At 57.8% G+C, this 17,782-nt stretch carries 11 protein-coding genes and 2 pseudogenes; 7 read left to right on the top strand and 6 right to left on the bottom strand.

All coding sequences use genetic code 11. The annotated features are described in order from the left end of the window. Nucleotides 1-363 precede the first annotated feature (363 nt). The 4 genes and pseudogenes from E0W60_RS31265 to E0W60_RS31240 form a co-directional block, all read left to right on the top strand. Nucleotides 364-1,189, top strand: a pseudogene (locus tag E0W60_RS31265) (phage integrase family protein); the annotation flags it as partial. Between the two features lie 1,943 nt (nt 1,190-3,132). Further along, complete coding sequence (locus E0W60_RS31250) at nt 3,133-3,510, top strand: peptidoglycan-binding domain-containing protein (RefSeq protein ID WP_135706744.1); 378 nt, start codon at nt 3,133-3,135, stop codon at nt 3,508-3,510. 652 nt (nt 3,511-4,162) lie between these two features. Then, nucleotides 4,163-6,085, top strand: a complete 1,923-nt coding sequence (locus tag E0W60_RS31245) for a hypothetical protein (RefSeq protein WP_135706743.1) — start codon at nt 4,163-4,165, stop codon at nt 6,083-6,085. A 1,126-nt stretch (nt 6,086-7,211) separates the two neighbouring features. Next, the gene (locus E0W60_RS31240) at nt 7,212-7,601 is read left to right on the top strand and encodes a DUF2513 domain-containing protein (RefSeq protein WP_135706742.1); all 390 of its coding nucleotides are present in this window, start codon (nt 7,212-7,214) and stop codon (nt 7,599-7,601) included. A 136-nt stretch (nt 7,602-7,737) separates the two neighbouring features. Here E0W60_RS31240 and E0W60_RS31235 read toward each other — a convergent pair whose 3' ends face one another. The 3 genes from E0W60_RS31235 to E0W60_RS31225 form a co-directional block, all read right to left on the bottom strand. Then, nucleotides 7,738-7,917, bottom strand: coding sequence for a DUF1737 domain-containing protein (locus E0W60_RS31235; protein WP_135706741.1), 180 nt, complete (start codon nt 7,915-7,917; stop codon nt 7,738-7,740). Between the two features lie 188 nt (nt 7,918-8,105). Continuing rightward, entirely contained in the window at nt 8,106-8,408 is a 303-nt protein-coding gene (locus E0W60_RS31230) for a hypothetical protein (RefSeq protein WP_135706740.1), read from the bottom strand. Nucleotides 8,409-8,522: 114 nt separating this feature from the next. Further along, nucleotides 8,523-8,705, bottom strand: a complete 183-nt coding sequence (locus E0W60_RS31225; protein ID WP_135706739.1) for a hypothetical protein — start codon at nt 8,703-8,705, stop codon at nt 8,523-8,525. A 1,056-nt stretch (nt 8,706-9,761) separates the two neighbouring features. On the opposite strand from E0W60_RS31225, the pseudogene E0W60_RS31215 reads away from it, so the two are divergent. Continuing rightward, nucleotides 9,762-9,902 (top strand): annotated as a pseudogene (locus tag E0W60_RS31215) (IS5/IS1182 family transposase); the annotation flags it as partial. Nucleotides 9,903-9,926: 24 nt separating this feature from the next. Here E0W60_RS31215 and E0W60_RS31210 read toward each other — a convergent pair. Together E0W60_RS31210 and E0W60_RS31205 are read right to left on the bottom strand one after the other, a co-directional pair. Next, a complete protein-coding gene (locus E0W60_RS31210; RefSeq protein ID WP_135706737.1) occupies nt 9,927-10,652 on the bottom strand; it encodes a hypothetical protein in 726 nt (241 codons plus the stop codon). A gap of 13 nt (nt 10,653-10,665) precedes the next feature. After that, complete coding sequence (locus E0W60_RS31205) at nt 10,666-12,456, bottom strand: hypothetical protein (protein ID WP_135706736.1); 1,791 nt, start codon at nt 12,454-12,456, stop codon at nt 10,666-10,668. A 2,052-nt stretch (nt 12,457-14,508) separates the two neighbouring features. Between E0W60_RS31205 and E0W60_RS31200 the strand changes: the two genes are divergently transcribed. After that, complete coding sequence (locus E0W60_RS31200; RefSeq protein WP_135706735.1) at nt 14,509-15,363, top strand: hypothetical protein; 855 nt, start codon at nt 14,509-14,511, stop codon at nt 15,361-15,363. Nucleotides 15,364-15,466: 103 nt separating this feature from the next. On the opposite strand, the gene E0W60_RS31195 is transcribed toward E0W60_RS31200, so the two are convergent. Further along, the gene (locus E0W60_RS31195) at nt 15,467-15,835 is read right to left on the bottom strand and encodes a hypothetical protein (RefSeq protein ID WP_135706734.1); all 369 of its coding nucleotides are present in this window, start codon (nt 15,833-15,835) and stop codon (nt 15,467-15,469) included. 899 nt (nt 15,836-16,734) lie between these two features. Here E0W60_RS31195 and E0W60_RS31190 point away from each other — a divergent pair. Then, entirely contained in the window at nt 16,735-17,445 is a 711-nt protein-coding gene (locus E0W60_RS31190) for a hypothetical protein (RefSeq protein WP_135706733.1), read from the top strand. Nucleotides 17,446-17,782 lie beyond the last annotated feature (337 nt).

Below are 17,782 nucleotides of genomic sequence, written 5' to 3'. Positions count from 1 at the left end.
AAGGAGGCGAAGGGATCTACGCGCTCCCATCCACCTGCCAAGCTGCTGGCAAACAAACAGAAACACGCAGCGCGAATCGTCGCGACTGCCTGAGCGAAAATAAAATAGTATCTGGGCAGGACGATTTCAAGGGTTGCGTGCTGTCCTTGACGGTCGCCAGCTGGTACCGGTGTGCCACGCGTGGAAAGGGCCAGAACCGACCGCCTTCCCCGATGCATCGGGTCGACGCAGCGGTCGCAAAGGCGAGCCATACCGATAGCCCCTGTTAGCGATATAGCGGCGTTTCTTGAGCAAACTGGTATCCGGCGGAATTGCGCTGGGTCCGGGTGGCGAGCCAACTTCTCATCACTTGCTGTGCATCCCATGTGGAATTCCTTGATCACGGATGACTTTCCCGACACCGCCCCGCTGGCCGCCCTGCGCGCCTGGTACGCCGGCGCGTGGTCGCGCCAGGCCGTCGAGCGGTATTGCCCGGAGGCGCTTGGGGCGGGCAGGTCTGCGCGCGGCGTGTTGGGAGCGATTCGCCGTCAGCCTGCCGAGTTCGCGCGGCAGCGCCGGCGTGAGGATCTTGCTGCACTGTTCAGCTGTGACGCGGCAGGTCGGGCCAGCCACGCCAAGGCGGTCACCCGCGCGCTGGAAACGTTGCGCATGCTGCCATCATCCCCGAACCGCAGATCAGCGATCCGATCGTCTGGTGGCTGCCCGCCCGCGCGGTCACCGCGCTGCATGCCCACGGCATCGGCACGCTGGCCGACCTGACGGTGCGGGTGCCGCGCCGGCGGCGCTGGTGGGCCGCCATTGCCGGCCTGGGCACTGGCAGCGCGCGCCGGGTGGAGGCCTTCTTCGCGGCCCACCCGAAGCTCACCGAACGGGCGCGCACTCTGGTCACGGCGGCACCGCCCGAGCCAGTCGTGCCCTGGGAGCAGATTCGTTTTCCGCACCCCGGCACCACGACCGCCACCGTGCTGGCCCAGGCGATGGTTCAGAGGGCATGAAGGAAGTGGTGGCGGGCCTGAATCCGATCGATCTGAAGCGCGGCATGGGCCTAGCCGTGAGCGCGGTCGTCGAGGCGCTGCGCAAGCTGAAGCGGCCCTGCACCACAGGCAAGGAAATCGGCCAGATCGGCGCAATCTCCGCCAACGCCGATGAGGCGATCGGCAAGATCATCGCTGATGCGATGGCCAAAGTGGCGTCCCGGTAGCCAATGTCCGCTGAAGCCAGACGCCCGTTCCCGATAGAACACCATGCCCTGGCCTCGCACTCACCTTGCCAAGCCCCCTTCGTCAGGACCTTGGCATTACGGGCGTCCTTGTCCGCCTTGTTGTTGCTGGCCTTGTCCTGATTGAGGTTGCTGTGCCATGGTGTTCTCCGGCGCGGCTGAATTGCCGCATCTCCGGGTCCGCTTTTTTTCTGACTGATCCGGTGGCGCCCCCTGGGGGCTTCATGACGCGCTTCCTCCTCGCTGTGCAGGTAGCCGCTCGTCGTCGACAGCTATGTCAAAAGTTGTCCCGCACAAAGCGCAGGTCGACCGTGTCGTTTGCCATTTCATCCCAGAGCTTTGCCATTCACGCCAGAGGCAGATGCTTTAGGAATCAGGTAGTTACACGCCAGGCGTGCGTCAGACTTCGGCACCCTTGCCGGGAGGCTGCGCTACGACGCGCCCCCAACCAATCCGGTCTTACTAGTCGCCGCTGGCCGGGCCGACCGCAGACGAGTCAGGCGGCGAGGCCGGCTGGGTGTTGCTCACGAATCCGATGCAGACGTTCCCTCGTACGTTCCCTACCTATTGCGGAGCGCTCGGCATCGACTGATCATAGTGCGCCGCCTCGCCCGACAGACAAACGCCATGCCGACAAGTGTTAGTTATCGGCAAGGACGTTACCGACGAAAAAGCCGCCCGAAGGGCGGCTTCATTCTGTCAATAGACGTCACACTTTAAGGTGCCCTCATCGTTCCGGAACTTGCATTCAGGACACACCAGCGGCGATGTCATGATGGAGGTACCGTTCGATGACTTCCCCGGCCGGTTGCACTTGCAGTACAGGTACCAATGCACTGTGCGCTGTTGGTCGTCGATGCAATCGTAGCAAGAATTCCGAAAACTTCCTGCGGCGGTGTCTCTGTTACAGGCACCCCTGCCTTGTGCGACCACGGCTCCGACAGCCTCTGGCAGCTGACGGGACCGCTGCTCGGCCATGGCGGTTTCGGAGCAACAGAAAAAGACGAGCATAGAAAGTGCAACGTATTGCAATGTCATCGCCGTCCCCTTTCGCCCGGTACGAAAAGCTTAGGCAACGTCCGCCTACATCGCCTCCCCCGTTTGGGGGGAGGCTTTATGGCCGACTAGGACAGTCAGTGGCCTACGCCGTCCCGGGCATATCCCCGTAAGCAGTCGACTGTTGTGTTTAGCCTATTTGCAGTGCGTACGTCAGTCAGGATTGGCGTGTACGTACCGACGTCCCCTAAATTTCTGCCATACGAAAGCCGCATCTGAGCGTTTGGTTGTAGGCTGGCATTGTGGAGTGGCTGACCCATTGCCATGGCGTTCGACATATGGGTAATTCCTCCGATCGAATGCTTCACCTTCGGATCGAACTTTATGCATTCGTCACAAATGTTCTTAACGGAAAATGCCGCGCCATTGGGTACGGTCGCCCCGCCAAAGAGTCGAAGGCAATGTTCCAACTCTTTCAATCCTTGCACTTGCTGGGCGGATGCGGGCGTAAAAATTGAGATGGCGGTAATCAAGATCACTGCTAGATGGGTTGCGCAACGAACGGGCATCATCATCTCCTCTTAAACTCCTTGGTTCGAAAAGCTTAGACCAAGCCAGTGGAGGCTGGCCGCACGGATTACCCACTCCTGGAAATTCCCCTAAAAAGTTCCGCTCCAAATTAGGTCGGGTGCATTGGCAACTGCATGTTCCAAACTTGCCTCGGTGCCTGGCTGTCGCAATTTGCATTAGTTTACGTTGGTCGTCCCTGCTGAGGCGCGCAGGCGCTGGTTGCGCTTACAGAACCCATGGATCTCCACTTTCCTCTTTGGACACTTTAAGAGCTTGCTTTTGCAGAATTTTGGCAAGATGTTGAGCGATCCTCTAGTCTGCAGTAAAAGTGACACCAGCCATGGCATGTGTTCGAAATCGAGGAGGCACAAATGGTAAGTAAAACTGTACTTGGCATGCTGCTCGTCATTGGATTCACGCTTGTGTCCGAGTCTGCATTCAGTCAGAGGTGTTACAGGTCACAGCAGGGAAGGTGCTTCAAGAGCGCTCTGGGAAGCCTCGATTCAACCTGCACCAACCCATGCGGCATTGCTCGCTCCCCCGACGTTGAAGCAATGCAAAAAACTCTATCGGAGAAGGGCTACGATACTGGTCAGATCGACGGAATCATGGGGAAAAGAACCCGAAGCGCTGTTATGAAATTCCAGAAGGACATGAATCTTCAGCAGACGGGGAAGCCTGACAAGGAAACGTTGAAGGAGTTGGGCATCGCAAAGGAAGATTGAGCCATGCATTCGGGGTATCTAAGGAATGGATTGACGTTGAGGCCTTGAGCAACCATTCAATCACGAATCTGAAAATAGAGGTACAGGGTGGGATATCGGTATTCACAATAAGACGTCGACTGTACGTTGGGCACTGCTAACGTTGCCTGCCTTCGCAAAGGAAAATTGCCCTGCGATGCAACCGCAGTTCTTCGCAAACTGCCGAGCGCCCTCGTGGCCGCGGGACAATGTCCGGGCGATACTTGAAGGGAACGTGCCGGATCCCCAGCGCACGGTCCTGCCTGGCTGGGCGAAACGGGTTGATGTGCACCCCAGCATGGGCGCACTCTTATGGGAGCAAGACCCACCGCAAGTTGATCACAGCGAACGAAGGCGGAGCGGAGATGCGAAAGAGAGACCGATCGTGCGGAGGAAGCGTAAAGCGAAGCTGCGAGTCGAGGGACACCAATTGGATAGAAGGCGGTGCCGACCAGGACGAGGGGGAGCCTAACCTTGATTCTTGGCGGCAAGGCATAGCAGCCGCGGATTTGATCGCCTATAACCCTTTTGTCAACTCGTGGCACCGTCACGCTAAGAACGACCAACGCCGCTACCTGTGCAGGGCGCATAAACGCCATGCCGATAAGGGTCGATTATCGAATGTGGGTGCCACATGATGAAGTACGATCGATGCGGTGTAGGGGTATGCAGGCGCGCTGAATCGAACAGCTATGCCACTGAGTGCGGTGGCGATCTCAGCCAGTCAACCTGGAGCCGTGTCATTGATTGCCTTGTCACATCTTCACGCGAGACTGGCAGTGCCTTCTTACGGGCTGCTATTGCATTGGCGCTCAGTGTTTGTTGTGTGACCGCTGCGCGTGCCGGCGACGCAGTCGACACCGCAGTGGACGCGTTTGCGATCGCTGGAAGCAGCGTCGGCGTCACACTCAACGACACCGAGAAGGACATCGTCAAAACCGTCGTGCGATGTGTTGGCAAAAGCCTGGACGGAAAAAAACTTGGGCTGGACGTATGCGCTCGAGGTGAGGTCGTCAAGCGCATGCCGCCTGAAGCGCAACCGCTGGTAGCGTGCATGCTCGGGGGCAAGACTGTCGATGCATGTACTGCGGAGGCGATGCTAGATCGACTTCCGGTAGAGGCGCGCGGTGTCACGAAGGCGATGGCGAGCTGCTTGGCGACGCGTCCGGACTTCGGACGGTGTGTCACGCAAGTGCCCTCGGGCGCCAAGTACCGCCTGGCACTCGAGCTCGTTGACAAGCTTAAGGCGGACAACCGAACCAACCTCGGTGATGGCCAGACCGCCACCATCCGCAACATCATTCAAGTTGCAAACGGCATTCGCGACGACGACTGGATATCGGTCAGCTACTATGGCGGCGTCGAGGTGTACAAGGTGGCTGCGAAGATTGTCCTGAACATCATTCTCACGCCGGCTTTTCAGCCGCTCATAGGTCCCATCGCCGATGACATCATCCAGCATCGCGCTGATCTCTTTGCGCGAGTAGTAAAGGCTGTGAAGCATACTGATCATCGCGCTGCCACTGAGGCTGTGGTCGAGTTTTACCTGGTCATGCATATAGAGGTGGCTTGCGCTCTGCCGATGCCAGACGACATGCGCGAGACCATGTGCGGCACCGCTGGCAAGATCATCAAGGGCGTGGCGAAGGCCGGGAGTGACGTGGCTGAGTTGGCTGAGCGCTTGATCGAGCGGCCGCTCAACATCCCTTGGACACTTTGGGACGCGACCCAGCGCGGACGGGAGTTGGCGTCGGGTAAGTCCAATTCCTGCGATAGCCCCGCGGTCTACTACGCAGAGACCTACGCGCGTTGCTATCACCGAGGCGCCAAATTGATGATGACCAATCCTCGTGGTCTAGATGCGATGACCGCCACCATCAACCACGAGTGCCGCGAATACTACGACAGATGCTACTTCTCAAATCGCTTCGACGGTCTGTGCAACCCTCAGCGGAAGATGTTTAACATGCACGTCGGCCAAGTCGCAAGGGGACTGGACGAAGCGGCCGCAAAGTACGCGCGCACCTTCGCCGGCTCGATAACCAACTCAATTACCTATGCCGGAAAGGAAGCTTGCCAGGGGCTTTCGAGCCGATCGTCGTTTGTAGCCAAGGAGATCGAGGACTTCAAGAAGGAATGCGCGCGAGACCTGAGGATTCAGGTGCCTGCGCCGGGCAATCCGCTAGATGACAGCTGCGGTGGCAAGTTCACTTTCCGCGATACCGCGCACTGGCTCGCTTGTGAGCGCGCCCTCGATGCTGTGCACCCGCTAGAAACCGCTGCCGGGGTATGCCGTGCGACTTGGCCCAAGGTTGTTCGTCACTTGGGCAAGAAGCCGCCTCCCCGTAGGCTCTCCGAGATCCAGCAGGACTTTGAAGTTGGCATCAAACTGCCGACCCAGAGAGAACCATTGATCAGAAGGAACGAGGACGTCACGCGTCATCGGGACATGCGCGTTGTGCCGCCCCAGAGAGATCCATCAATCAGACGGAACGAGGACGTCACGCGTCATAGGGACATTCCCGTTGTGCCGCCCCAGAGAGATCCGACGAGATAAGGGACGCCTTAGCGCGAAGGCAGCCGCAACGGAGCACGGCGAGGATAGTTGTGCGGGTGTCGCATTAGGGAGAGACACACATGGATAGGAACCATTCCAGGCGAGAATTTCTTTGGAGGATGGCGGCTGCCGCGGCCTCGTTGTCGGCATTGCCTCCCTCTGCCTCAGCGCAACAGGGCATCCAGCATACCCTTTGGGTCGTCGATCGCATCGGCCCCTCCCACTTGACCGGCAATCAAATCCAAACCGTCCTCGGATCCATCAGCGTGCTCAACCTCGCATTCATGGCTCCACTCGTCTCTAACCCTATCGCCGATAGAATCACTGCGCAGCTCTCGGTCGCGCCAAATTTCACACCAGGCGATGCGGTCGTGTTTCTAGTCTCGAAACCAGAAAAAAGCCTGCTCCCGCGAAACGTAAGTCCCCCGAAACCGAACGCTCTCGGGAGGAGCGCCATCGCCCCGGGTGTGCCGTCTCAATGCGAAGTGTATTGGGAACGGTGCTTCAACGATCTTGAAGTGGCTGGCGCCCTGTTCCATGAGGCCGCCCACGGCATGTCGCAACAGGATAACGACATGCATACGTACCATTCGCCAGGAATCGGGGGGCCGGGCGTAAGGGTGCTCGCGGCGCAGCAGCCGGGAGTCGCGCAGTTACCTTCGTATGCGGATCTCGAGTTCTACTCATTGGCTATTCGACGTGGTACGACCTTTGTTACCAGAGTGCCCTGAATGCTGCAAGCCGGTTTCGCCAAGTGGGCATTGGAGTTCAAACGCCGTCGGCAAGGCCCGATACGGACCTGGGAGCGGCCTCAAGTGGGTGTACGTTGCTACTGCGCCTTGCGTTGAGCTGATTCGGTAGGTGCCTGACGGTATGCCTCTGATTTCGATGCAAAGACCTGCCGCGGGCGGAGCTGCGCAGCAACGCCAGGCGTAGAGAACGAGGCAGAGAATCTATTTGAGCTTGCCCCCGAAAAACGAATCCCTTGCTGAGCGTTTAAACTCAAGCAAGGGATTCGTTTTTCGGGGGCAAGCTCAGTTTCACTGTATGCTTGTACAGTATTTACCCCGATCCCCAAAGGGCATGGCAGCGCCAGATGGGGGACGGTCTTTAGAGGGAAACCTGCATGAAACGGGACATGGACCTGGTGCGCGATCTGGTGCTGAGGCTTGAAGGCCTGCCGATGAAACGCGGCGATATCTTCATCATCAAGCCGGACGACAACGAGCTGAAATTCGATCAGTACACGGTTGACCAGGTCGACTACCACATGCGCCTGATCTATGAGGCCGGCTTGGTTGAAGACGCAGGCGCCGGATCTATGGACGGCTATGGTTTCGAGCGCCTGAGCTGGGCCGGCCACGATTTCGCCGACTCCGTTCGTGACAATGCAATTTGGGCAAAGACCAAGTTGGGAGCGATGGCGGCAGGAGGCTTCACGGTCCAGCTTCTAGTCGATCTTGCAAAGGGCTTCGTAAAAAAGCAGATCGAGGAGCGAACCGGCGTCAAGCTGTAGACACGGGGTCCCCGTGGACGCCGTGTCTCGACTGGCAGCGGACAAACGCCATGCCGATAAGTATCAGTTATCGGCAAGGAAGATGGTGGCAGAAAAGCCGCCTCTAGAGGCGGCTTCCGCTCCTGAGGAGCGCGTATTACTTGGTCAGCGCTTGGCAGAAAACGCAGATCGTTCTCCCTGCATCAACTAAGAGATTGACGGAAACGCCACCCACCAGCTCCCAGCCTTTCTCCAAATGAGCGTTGACTTCCTGGGTCAGCTCGAGCTCGGCGTTTTTTATATCGGTATTCGTTGCGCGGATGATCTTGTATTGCATGTTTTGAGACCTAAAGTGGGCCGGGCCACCGGCCGGCGTCCGGGACAGGAGGCGTCTGCGACATGATACCTACTAGGCCCTCAAGCGCGGGGACGATTTGCTCATTTTCGCCATCGCAAGGGGCGTTTTCTAGCCTTTATTGGGATAGCGCGCTTCCTGCCGAAACCGGGCTTCGCGCCGCCCGGCCTTCAGGGCGCAAGCGCGTCGATCAGCGCCTGCAGCCGCTCGCTGTCAGCCGCCGTTTGGGGTCCTCGGTGGACGAGCCGACCCCACAGGCTGAGCGCGCCATGGGCCGAGTGGTAATACAGCAGCCGCGTGGCCGGGTTCGGCTCCCGCTGCGCCAGCTTCTGGTATATCGCGATCTGTTGCTCGGTGGCTGCCGTCACCTGCGCATAGGACAGGCTGGGCGCCTGCAGCGCGTCGGCCGCACACTCGGCGGCGATCTCGGCCGGTGTGCGCGGGTACAGCGGCACTTCAGATTGGAAGGTCATTAAGGCTCCTTTCTACCCCGTGGGGCGTTTTCCTGCCAACTTGGGGTTCGCCATGTGGCATTCCGGGACGTGATACATCAGCTTACCAGTGGCCCGGCCAAGGCGGTGTATCACTTACTTTTTGAGCAACCTCGCAACGGCATCGCCGGTCGCAGCAGAGTTCATGCACCAACCGAACAGCACCACAAGTCCTCCTGCTGTACCCCACCATGGCAGATCGAGAGCGACGAGGAACGCGCCGCCCGCCACCATGACGACAGCCATCAAGACGTAGACTCTCGTGTAGCTGAATTCCACTGATATCTCCTAGCTTTTTGTCGTTATGACCGGCCGTGCCGACTTGGCCCATTGTCGGGTATAGGGGCAAAGATACATACCCCCTGCGTTTTCCAGTTCGCGGATTTCCGCACGACGGCGCTCTTCCTGTTCCCCATCGGTAGGCTACCGGTCACGGGGACTTCAAGAACTCTGGAACTATTTGGCAAGCAATGGACGAACTCTCGAACTTCGTGGCGAACGGCTGCCATTCTGAGATGGCAAGAGTCATCGTAAGGTATTCACGCAAAAGGACTTTGACTCTAGCTCGTTGTGGCAAACGACACCGGTTGTCGTTTGCCATTTCATCCTAGTGTAGGAAACCGGAATTAACCGGACTACAGACCAGTTTGCTGGACTGGAAATCCGGAATTAGCTGGACTGCAATTCCCGCCGACACTGAGCCCCGGACCTGACGGTCGGTTCACCCTTCTGGTCACTGGGTATGGCTCAAGAAATTTGGCAAGGCGGCCGTCAATTACGGGACTGCATCCCCTGTCGGCCCCATGCGTTACATACCGATCCGCAACCGACACCTCTCTATCCTCGCCCGTAACCGCGATGCCTGGCGCGTGCGGGCGGAAGGACCCTTTGACGTCGAAGGTCTCATTCGGGCATGCATTCCCGATGCGGCCACTTGCGATCCAAGCGCTGTGGCCGACGCAATCCGGGAGTGGTTCGAAAGTTTCGACCACGGCATTCCGCCATGGCGGCTGCCGGCGCGGGAGCGATAAGGAACCGGCCCGGGCCGCTCCAGCCCTGACGTTCAGCGCGGCCAGGGAGGACCGTTGTCGGATGAACCGTCGTTCGCCTCAGGCATGGGCCTGACATTCGGGCGCCGGCCTCGCATCAATTAGCGGCCGCTTGCATAACGCTGATGCATGTCACATCATCATCATCCGATGCGATCGTTCGCACGTAAGCTCTCGGACCTCTTCAAGAGGGCCAGAGGCGCTGGACGGTGAAAAGCAGTGGCGCGGCCGGGTGCAGCACAAAACCAAGATCGAGAATCCCTTATGGTGCGCGCTGCGCAGTCATGCCACCATCATCGAGGCGCCGCCGTCGACTAAGAACAAGGAGAAGAGCCGCGACCCGGAGATGCACCAGACCAAGAAAGGTGAATGGCATTTTGGTATGAAGGGGCATGTCGGCGTGGATGCGGCCTCGGTTCTGACGTACCGGCAATCTTGAGGCATCAAGAAATTAGGCCTTCACGGAAATAGCAGGCCCGGGGGCGGACAACACGACCCCGTCTAATTTCAACAGACGCTGATCGTGCGCCAGCATATTGCGACTAGGGCCGTCGGCACGGGACGCCGACACCTGCACAACATCGGCTTTGCAGGAGCTGAGCAATGCGACGGTGGGCTTGCCGTTGAGCGTGGCGGTGTACGCGATATGCCAGACGAATTCAGGATTGCCATTCTTACCGGGGGCCACGATTTCATGCACGGTGACCAGCCCGCCCGGGGAGACAGTTCCGGCAACGTTCGCCAACGTCAGCCGCCCGGCGTCGCCGACGCCGTTGATCAGCTGAACAGCCACGTCGGCACCAATCCCGACCCACGGTTGAGGAACAAAGGCCCCCACCCCGGTCGTGAGCCACCCGGGAACTTGGTCCTGCGCGCGCTGGTTCAGTATGTCCTTCAACGCCTTTGCGCTGGAGGCGGATAGCGTGGCCGACGTTGCGAGCGTCGGCACGGCCGTCTGGAGCCGCTGCATCTCCGCCTGGGTCAACTGGCGAGAGAAGTTGTCGTCCGTGATCGCACCGCCCGTGTGCGTCAATTTCGGGGAGTAAGCCGGTGTGAACAAGGCTGCAAGGCCGTCACGATCCGACGTGACCAGCGGGCCTCCACATTCGAAGGCGGCAACCGCCGGCGTCGTGAACAGTGCTGCCGCGGCACTGAGCGCAATGCAGAAGTGTTTCATCTTGACTCCCTCCCTATTTGTCGTACGTGAGAATGTATTCAGGGACGATTTTCCCTCCTCCCCACGACACCTTGAATAAGGGAATGCTGAAGGTTGTGTTGAATCGAGTATTGACTTTGGTATAGACAACGCCATCACCCGTGGGACGGAGCTTTTGCAAATAATCCAGCAGCTTGGTTTCCATCCCCGCCGAACTGCCATACTCCCACCACATGCCTATAGTTCTGGCATAGCCTTCTTGAGAAATTTGCTCTTCTTTGCCTTCTTGGTCGATAAAATAATAGGCTTTGCTCGTCATAAAAGCGCCGTCGACAGAGCTGGAAATTCCGAGCGCTGTGCCAACGGCGGGCTCCAACCCAGTTGCCACGGTGAGCCGCTTATCTGGTTGTGCTTTCAGGACACTTCGTACCGCGGGGTCTGACAGCGTTTTAATGTTGCCGTCTTTATCCCGGTAAGCAATTGAATAGTCTACTGAAGGGCGTGCGAATTTGGATACGTCGAACGCGTCAAGGAAGCCACTACTCCGCGCCGGAATATTGCATGGCGGAATCTCCTTTTTTTGGCCTGGTCCGATGAGCAAGTATCCCTGAGGCTGACCAATCTTGCAAAACGTCCAAGCCTGCTTCAGGGCAGATTGTTCCCGCTTCACCTCGTCTATTAAGTCCCCAAGAAATTTTTTGTCATCAAATCCGCCAATGACGCCATTAAATGGGCTGTTCGTTCGATCATCACGATATTGCTCAGCATATCCGAGTATCTCCATGTTCGCGCGATACCGCTGTGCAATATTCCGCAGCGCCTGTTCACTTTCATCCGCCCATGGCGGGACTTCAGAGCCGGCAGGCGCAAATGTGTCCTTGAAATTCGCGACGGAATACCGAACCGGCACCGCAGTTGTCACGCCAAAGGTTCCGTTGTACTGGGCGATGCCATCTAAAAGTTGAGTGATGACGTCCGGGGATGCCTTGGCCGCCTTTATCACATCGCTGAGTCCGGCATGGCCGGACCCACCGCTCGAAGTGATATTCATCTGCAGTCGCCCCTGCTTATTGCTGATGTTGGCGACTTGCCGGAAGGATGCTTCCGCGCTGGCGTTAAGGGGTGAAGCGTTTCCCGTGCCGCCACTGGCCGAACCGTGAAAGTCACTGTTCAAAAGACTTGAAGCCGTGTCGACCTCAACCAAAACCGCGATCCAGGACATGCGCGTATCCTGCAACACCACTCGAGTACCGCAAGATTTCTCAAAGGCGACCGGGTCTGGCAATAGTGCTCTGGCTTCATCGGTCAACTTGACTGGCGCCTTCAATCCAGCTCGGCCGTAATCGGAGTACAACCATATGACAACGCGTCGATGACTGCCATCGAATTTGCTTGTTTGACTGAACCCTAACGACGCCGATCCGGAGGGGCCACCGAGACTTGTCGCCGATACCTTCGACTCAAATGACATGGCCTGGTCAATCGCGTAATCACTCTCCGCAAGGAACATGCGGTACTCAGTTTTACGCGCCCCCGGGTCCAGTCTCACTTCCACGGGATCTAATAGGCAGGGAATCTTTGGTACCGTGATGTCGTTTGGAGTGAATCCACGCCCGAGCGCCAGAACGGAATCCGGGTGGTGCTGATAGATACTGGGGTCGGCTAACGATCCGGCCGACGGGCCGCCGACCGCCGCGGTTGCATAAAGGTGTGCAACCAGCAGCACTACGACCGACCGGATGGAAGTCCCTAATACCTCGAGAGAACGGAGTGTCTCTGCGATAGCGTGGTACTTTCGATCAAAAAAATCTCGGGTACCGGACATAGGGGTGTTCTCCAGGTTGAGTAGGAGACGCATAATTTACGCGTACAGTAGGCTAGCAAAGAACGCACCAGCGCTTCTAAGCTACTGTATTTGGGTAGAAAACCGCCTTTGATGGTTATTTGGATTTCGCCTATATCGACGAATATGTTTCAGCTCCGATACGATGGATGGAAGGGTCCTCGATCGGAATAGCGGAAAGCGTCGCTTCATTGGGGCCGGCTTCCCTGGCCAGCCCCGCATCAATCCCGGTGGCCGCCCGTTCATATGTGGGTGAGCCAACCTTCGTCACTTTTTGCAAACTTGATTTCTGCGAATAAAAATCTAGGATATGGCAGTCATTGAATCTTCCGGCAATCTGATGAAAGGCCGCGGAGGGAATTATGCGACTGCTGAAGTTTGTGTTGGCCCTAGCGCTTCCAATGGTCGCTTTTACTCAGAGCGCTACTTCTGCGCCCACTGACGCTTGCATCACCCCGAAGACGAAGGTTACATGCAACATTGCTTTGCCCGAAGGGTGCAGAACCGTCGATGCGACGCAGTTGCCCGCCTGCAAGGCGAGCGCTAACCTTACGGCGGCTATTTCGGACGCGTCGAAGAGCCTGACAGCCAAAGGAGCGCCCGCCGTCGCCAGTCAAAGCGCGGCAAGAGCCCCCCGAGCAACCGGGTGATGAGCCTTGCCACGAGAAGTGCGCAACAACGGTGCTCGCACTGCAGTCCGGCTAATTCGCGCTTCTCGTCATGGCAGTCCAGCAATTTCCGATTCCAAGACCGCGAAGCGGCAACGGAATTAGATGTTAAGTCATTGATTTTCCGGGAAACGCAGTCCAGCGAATTATGGTTCCTCAGACCAGAGCTTTGCCATTCTGCTCAGAGCACAAGTTGTTTCCTTTCAGGTTCTTAGCGATCTGGCTGACCGGTGCAGGCGACCAACCGCGGCAAGCGAAACGATGGTTAGGGGGAGCGCTGTCGGGGGGGCGCCACGCCTGCCCGCGGGTAGGGGATTGGAGATTGACGGCAAACAAATAGTGACGCGCTTCCTTGGTGAGAGAGACGGATCGCCCGGAGGGATGGGAGCTTCCTCTGGTATATTGACAGCGCCAGGCCCGCGAAGCCTGGTTGCGGCCACGCGAAGCCGCTCAAGGTGAAGTGCTTGTACGGAGTGATCGTGGCGGTGCCCGTTCACCACCCTTAAGGGCACCAGCTGGCCTGCCGATGTGGCATCCCCGTGGACGACTCTATGGGGCCAAGCGGAGGTGGGTGCGCGACGCCATTCTAGACAAGCTAGCGCAGCCGCCATGCAAGGGCGGGATATAAGTTCTCCAGGCTAACTGCCTGTGGCCACAGGCTTTCTCCTGATTGCCAAATCATGAAGAAAGTAACTGTGACGGTGGATGTGAAGGTGGACGTGGCGGCGTGTCTTCGGGCTCTCTGCTGCTTGTTCTGGATCATCGTGACCTGACAAAGACCGGGCCGGCGCAAGCCGGCCCGGTCAGTCGAACGTCTTCAGGCGCGCAGAGCAAAGAAGCCCGCTCCCAGCGGCCCGCAAAGATGTGCTGCCGGTCCCATCCGATCTCTCTATTTGCAACTGCCCTTGTGGTTAGCGCGAACACCCTCGCAGCGCCATACGCCGTCCTTGATTTGTTTGCACGTTTCAACTTTGGGATATCGCGACACGCAACGCCCAGCCTTTCTGGCTGAGTCTTCCACAGCCTTCTGCGCTGTTTCCATCGCGCTTGCTAGATCGGGGCCAGAGCCGTAGATCGTCTTGCCTGCCAGTACCTCGGCAGGACTTGCTAAGAGGAAAAGGGACAAGGCGAGCGCAAGAGTGCCGGCGGGTGGCTTCATCACTTCGCTCCCAGACCCATTTGAGCGGCAGGCCCGGACAGCCCCTTGGCATCCTTGATGAAGTTGTCGAGATCCGATGGGTTGCTAGCGCAACTGCCCGTTCATCGCTGGCGTAGTCGTACAGTTTCTGAAGCAAGCGCCTTCCCGAGAGTTTGCTGCGCGCCATGTTAATCTGGCAATTTACTTATATAACAAGCAAGGCATCCCATGGCCAGTGCAGAGGATCTAACCTTCGAGTCACGCTTTCAGAACAACGCCGTGTTCATCATTGACGCGCTCGGTGATTCCGACCTTCAGACTGCACGACGGTTGAACGACGATCTCTCCAGTCTTCAGTTGTCAGACGGCTCTCGGTACTGCCACTACGTGAAGGTCGCCGCGCTATCGGAAGCAGAGGGCGTCCTGCAGGAGATTCTGAATTCATGCCAGCGCGGGCTAAAGCCGGTAATTCATATCGAGGCTCATGGAAGTCAGGTAGAAGGACTACAAATAGCCGATTCGCAGCAGTTTCTCAGCTGGGAGATTCTCGCCCAGTGGTGCCTGCGCATCAATACCATAACCGGCAACAATCTGGGGGTCGTATTGGCGTCGTGCTTTGGGCTCTACGCCATCACTCCTATAACGATTCACAACCCGTGCCCGTTTTACTTTCTAATAGGAAGCAATCGGACTGTGAGCGCGGGTTACATCGATGATACGATGTGCCGCTTTTATCAGAGACTTTTCGACGAGCGGAATCTCGATGAGGCGATGCGCGAGGTTGATGAGGAATTTAAGCAATTCCAGGCCGAGAAGTTCTTCTGTATCACATTCGGAAAGTACATGCGGAGGGCATGCATGGGCAAGGGAGCGAACGAACGTGTTGAGAAACTCATCTCAGCCGCCTTGGCCTGTGGCAGTCCGCGGACTGCAGAAAATCTGAAGCGGCTGAGGGCAAGTGCGAAGCAGTTCGTTCGCAGCCTGGACCGCCAGCGTGAGACCTACGAGAAGATTGGCCGATTTTTCCTCCACGGCAAATTACCCATCGAGTTCGAAGAGTTTGCCCGATTTGTGCGGCGGTGATAATAGCTAGCCTACTTCAGAACCTAATATTCAACTGCCATCCCATTACCATATTGCTGCCCGGGCCGGCGCTGGGCGCGTCGTGCGCCTGTTGCCATCGGGGTCAAGCTATTTGCCAGTCAGGCTCGCGGCCCTGAAAGCCAACCAGCCACTGGGTGCCGTGGTCAAAGAGGTAGGCGACGACCGTTCGATGTTTCCGGATCCCGTCAGCAATCTTGAGCGCAGTTCGAAAATCCGGATAGATCTTGGCCAAGTCAGGGGTGGCCGCGTACTTGTAAAGGAAGGCGCCAGACTCTGGTTCGCTTGCGCCGGCCAGGAATTCATCGCTGTCGGGCAGGTGCACGACATATCCCACGAACGTGCACGACTCTGGGAAGCCCATGCTGGCTCTTATGGATTCAGGCGTGGGCTGCGACGATACCGCCGCACCCACACGCTGTTCGCGACTACCACGCCGTCTGGCTTCACCCATTTTTGTTTTCTCCAAGACGCCGCTTGGCATTTTGCTCTTAGCGGATTTCCGCACGGATGCGCGCTCACTGTGCACCCCCAATCGGTGGGGTGCGGGTCATGCCGGCTTCGAGCACTCTAGGATGAGTAGACAAACAATAGGAGGACTCTGGGGTCTTGCGGCAAACGGCTGCTGGGAGAGATGGCAAGAGTCTTGGTAAGTCGTTGAAGCAAAAGCACCTCGACTCTACGTTGTGGTGGCAAACGACAGTGATGGTGTCGTTTGCCATCTCATTCTAGAGCATTGCCAGTCACGCCGGATTGGGACTTGTTTTAAATCAAAGACTTACGTTACACCTTTTGGTGCCTTCCCCCCTGATGCCCGGCAATGGGCCGGAAGATCGCCCAGTGCACGGGGCGTCGCATCGGCTAGGAAAACCCGGGCAGGATTAGCCGGCAACAGTGCTTAACATGGTGGTCCACTAACTTTTGGATGCGAAAATGCACCCATCTGCTCAAGCCCTGACCCCGGCGCAGCAACAGGAGGTCGATGCAATCAAACGTCAGGCTCGGTTCCAGCTCAACCGTCCACCGCTCGAGATCGCAGGCCCTAGAGGCAGAAGCGAGTGGCAGCCGGCTCTCTCTTCGCATGAGCGCGAGAGCTGGCTTACTTTGCTACAGCTGACTGACTGGGAAATCTGGAAGCAGTCACGGGCCTAAGGGAGAATGGCGCCGTAGCGGTTGCCGGCGCTGCGCGCTGCCGCTTACCCGGCCTGTGGCCTTGCTGCCAAGGCCGGCGATGTTTTGGGGCGCGACAGCGTGCTGGCCGATACGACACTGCCGCTCCCAAACGCTGCTCGCCGGCTCACGTGTCGAGAGTATGATGTCGACCGCTAGAACGACAAGACAAAGAGGGGAATCATGCGGGTACGAGTCAGCGTCGCGGCTGCGATGGTCGCGCTTTTATCGGGTTGCGCCGCCATGCGCGCAGCCCAGATGGAAGCGAATGCAAAAGAAAAGGCAGAAAGCTGCAAACAGCGCCAGTCTGTGATGGCGGCCAAGAACCAGGAAGCCATTGCCACCTTCCTTACCGGCAAGAGCATCGCGGATAAATTGCCACTTGGCGGGAAGAAAGTCACCTATGAAATGCTCAACAGCAAGGAGACGCCCCTTTCGGCTGAGTCAAACGAACTGATGCAGTATCGCGACCTTCGAGCGAAAATCCTTTCCGATTCTACCGGCTGGTGGATGGATTGCGCACCTAAGGAAGTCTCAACTGCCTTCCTTGATTCGTCACGGCAGACCCTTGCGTTGTATCGTGATTTAGCAATGAGTCGCCTTACTTTTGGACAGGCGGCTGAGCGGCTAGATAAGATTGCGCAGGACTATGAGACAAACTTGCCCTCTCTTATGCAGCAAGCGCGGTCCAGAGAGCAGCAAGAGTGGTCCCAGGCTGAAGCCGCGCAGGCCGCAAGGGACCAGGCCGCGGCAGCAGCCTTTGCAGCCGGCATGGCCTCGGTACCTCGACCTCAGCCAGTCTACATACAACCGGTGCAAGTTCCGGCCTACCGCGCTCCCACGCAAACAACCTGCAACAAATTTGGCAATCAAGTGAATTGCACCACCTATTAATCGTGTTAATGGGACTCGGCAACGGATGACAGCAGTGTCACAATCTGCCGCGGAATGTCGCCGCGAGCAATGACCTTGGCGCATTGCCTGGCTAGAGCGTAAGTGATTTGCGGTGCTGCATTCTGATATCAGAATCCCTTGGTTCGGATATCAGAAGCCCACCTCAGCGCGGTTGCCATCGCGCACGACCCAACCACGTTTTTGGCCCATCGATTCCGCTTCCTTCCGGCTCGCTGCAGATTTCCGCACGGCTCCGCGCTACCTGTGCGCCCCCCTTCGGGGGGGGTGACTTAACCCCCGCAACAGAGGGGCAGAAATATCTCAGACATTCATGCAA

The sequence above is a fragment of the Cupriavidus oxalaticus genome (genome assembly GCF_004768545.1).
Taxonomy (GTDB): Bacteria; Pseudomonadota; Gammaproteobacteria; order Burkholderiales; family Burkholderiaceae; genus Cupriavidus; species Cupriavidus oxalaticus_A.
Note: the sequence above shows the minus strand (reverse complement) of the source record. Positions and strands in the feature narration are given on the sequence as shown.

Bases quoted from the DNA above. Each gene is read 5' to 3' on its own strand.
- E0W60_RS31230 (WP_135706740.1), bottom strand. From the start codon at position 8,408: ATGACCTTCCAATCTGAAGTGCCGCTGTACCCGCGCACACCGGCCGAG.
- E0W60_RS31195 (WP_135706734.1), bottom strand. From the start codon at position 15,835: ATGGGTGAAGCCAGACGGCGTGGTAGTCGCGAACAGCGTGTGGGTGCG.
- E0W60_RS31190 (WP_135706733.1), top strand. From the start codon at position 16,735: ATGCGGGTACGAGTCAGCGTCGCGGCTGCGATGGTCGCGCTTTTATCG.
- E0W60_RS31245 (WP_135706743.1), top strand. From the start codon at position 4,163: ATGATGAAGTACGATCGATGCGGTGTAGGGGTATGCAGGCGCGCTGAA.
- E0W60_RS31240 (WP_135706742.1), top strand. From the start codon at position 7,212: ATGAAACGGGACATGGACCTGGTGCGCGATCTGGTGCTGAGGCTTGAA.
- E0W60_RS31210 (WP_135706737.1), bottom strand. From the start codon at position 10,652: ATGAAACACTTCTGCATTGCGCTCAGTGCCGCGGCAGCACTGTTCACG.
- E0W60_RS31235 (WP_135706741.1), bottom strand. From the start codon at position 7,917: ATGCAATACAAGATCATCCGCGCAACGAATACCGATATAAAAAACGCC.
- E0W60_RS31205 (WP_135706736.1), bottom strand. From the start codon at position 12,456: ATGTCCGGTACCCGAGATTTTTTTGATCGAAAGTACCACGCTATCGCA.
- E0W60_RS31200 (WP_135706735.1), top strand. From the start codon at position 14,509: ATGGCCAGTGCAGAGGATCTAACCTTCGAGTCACGCTTTCAGAACAAC.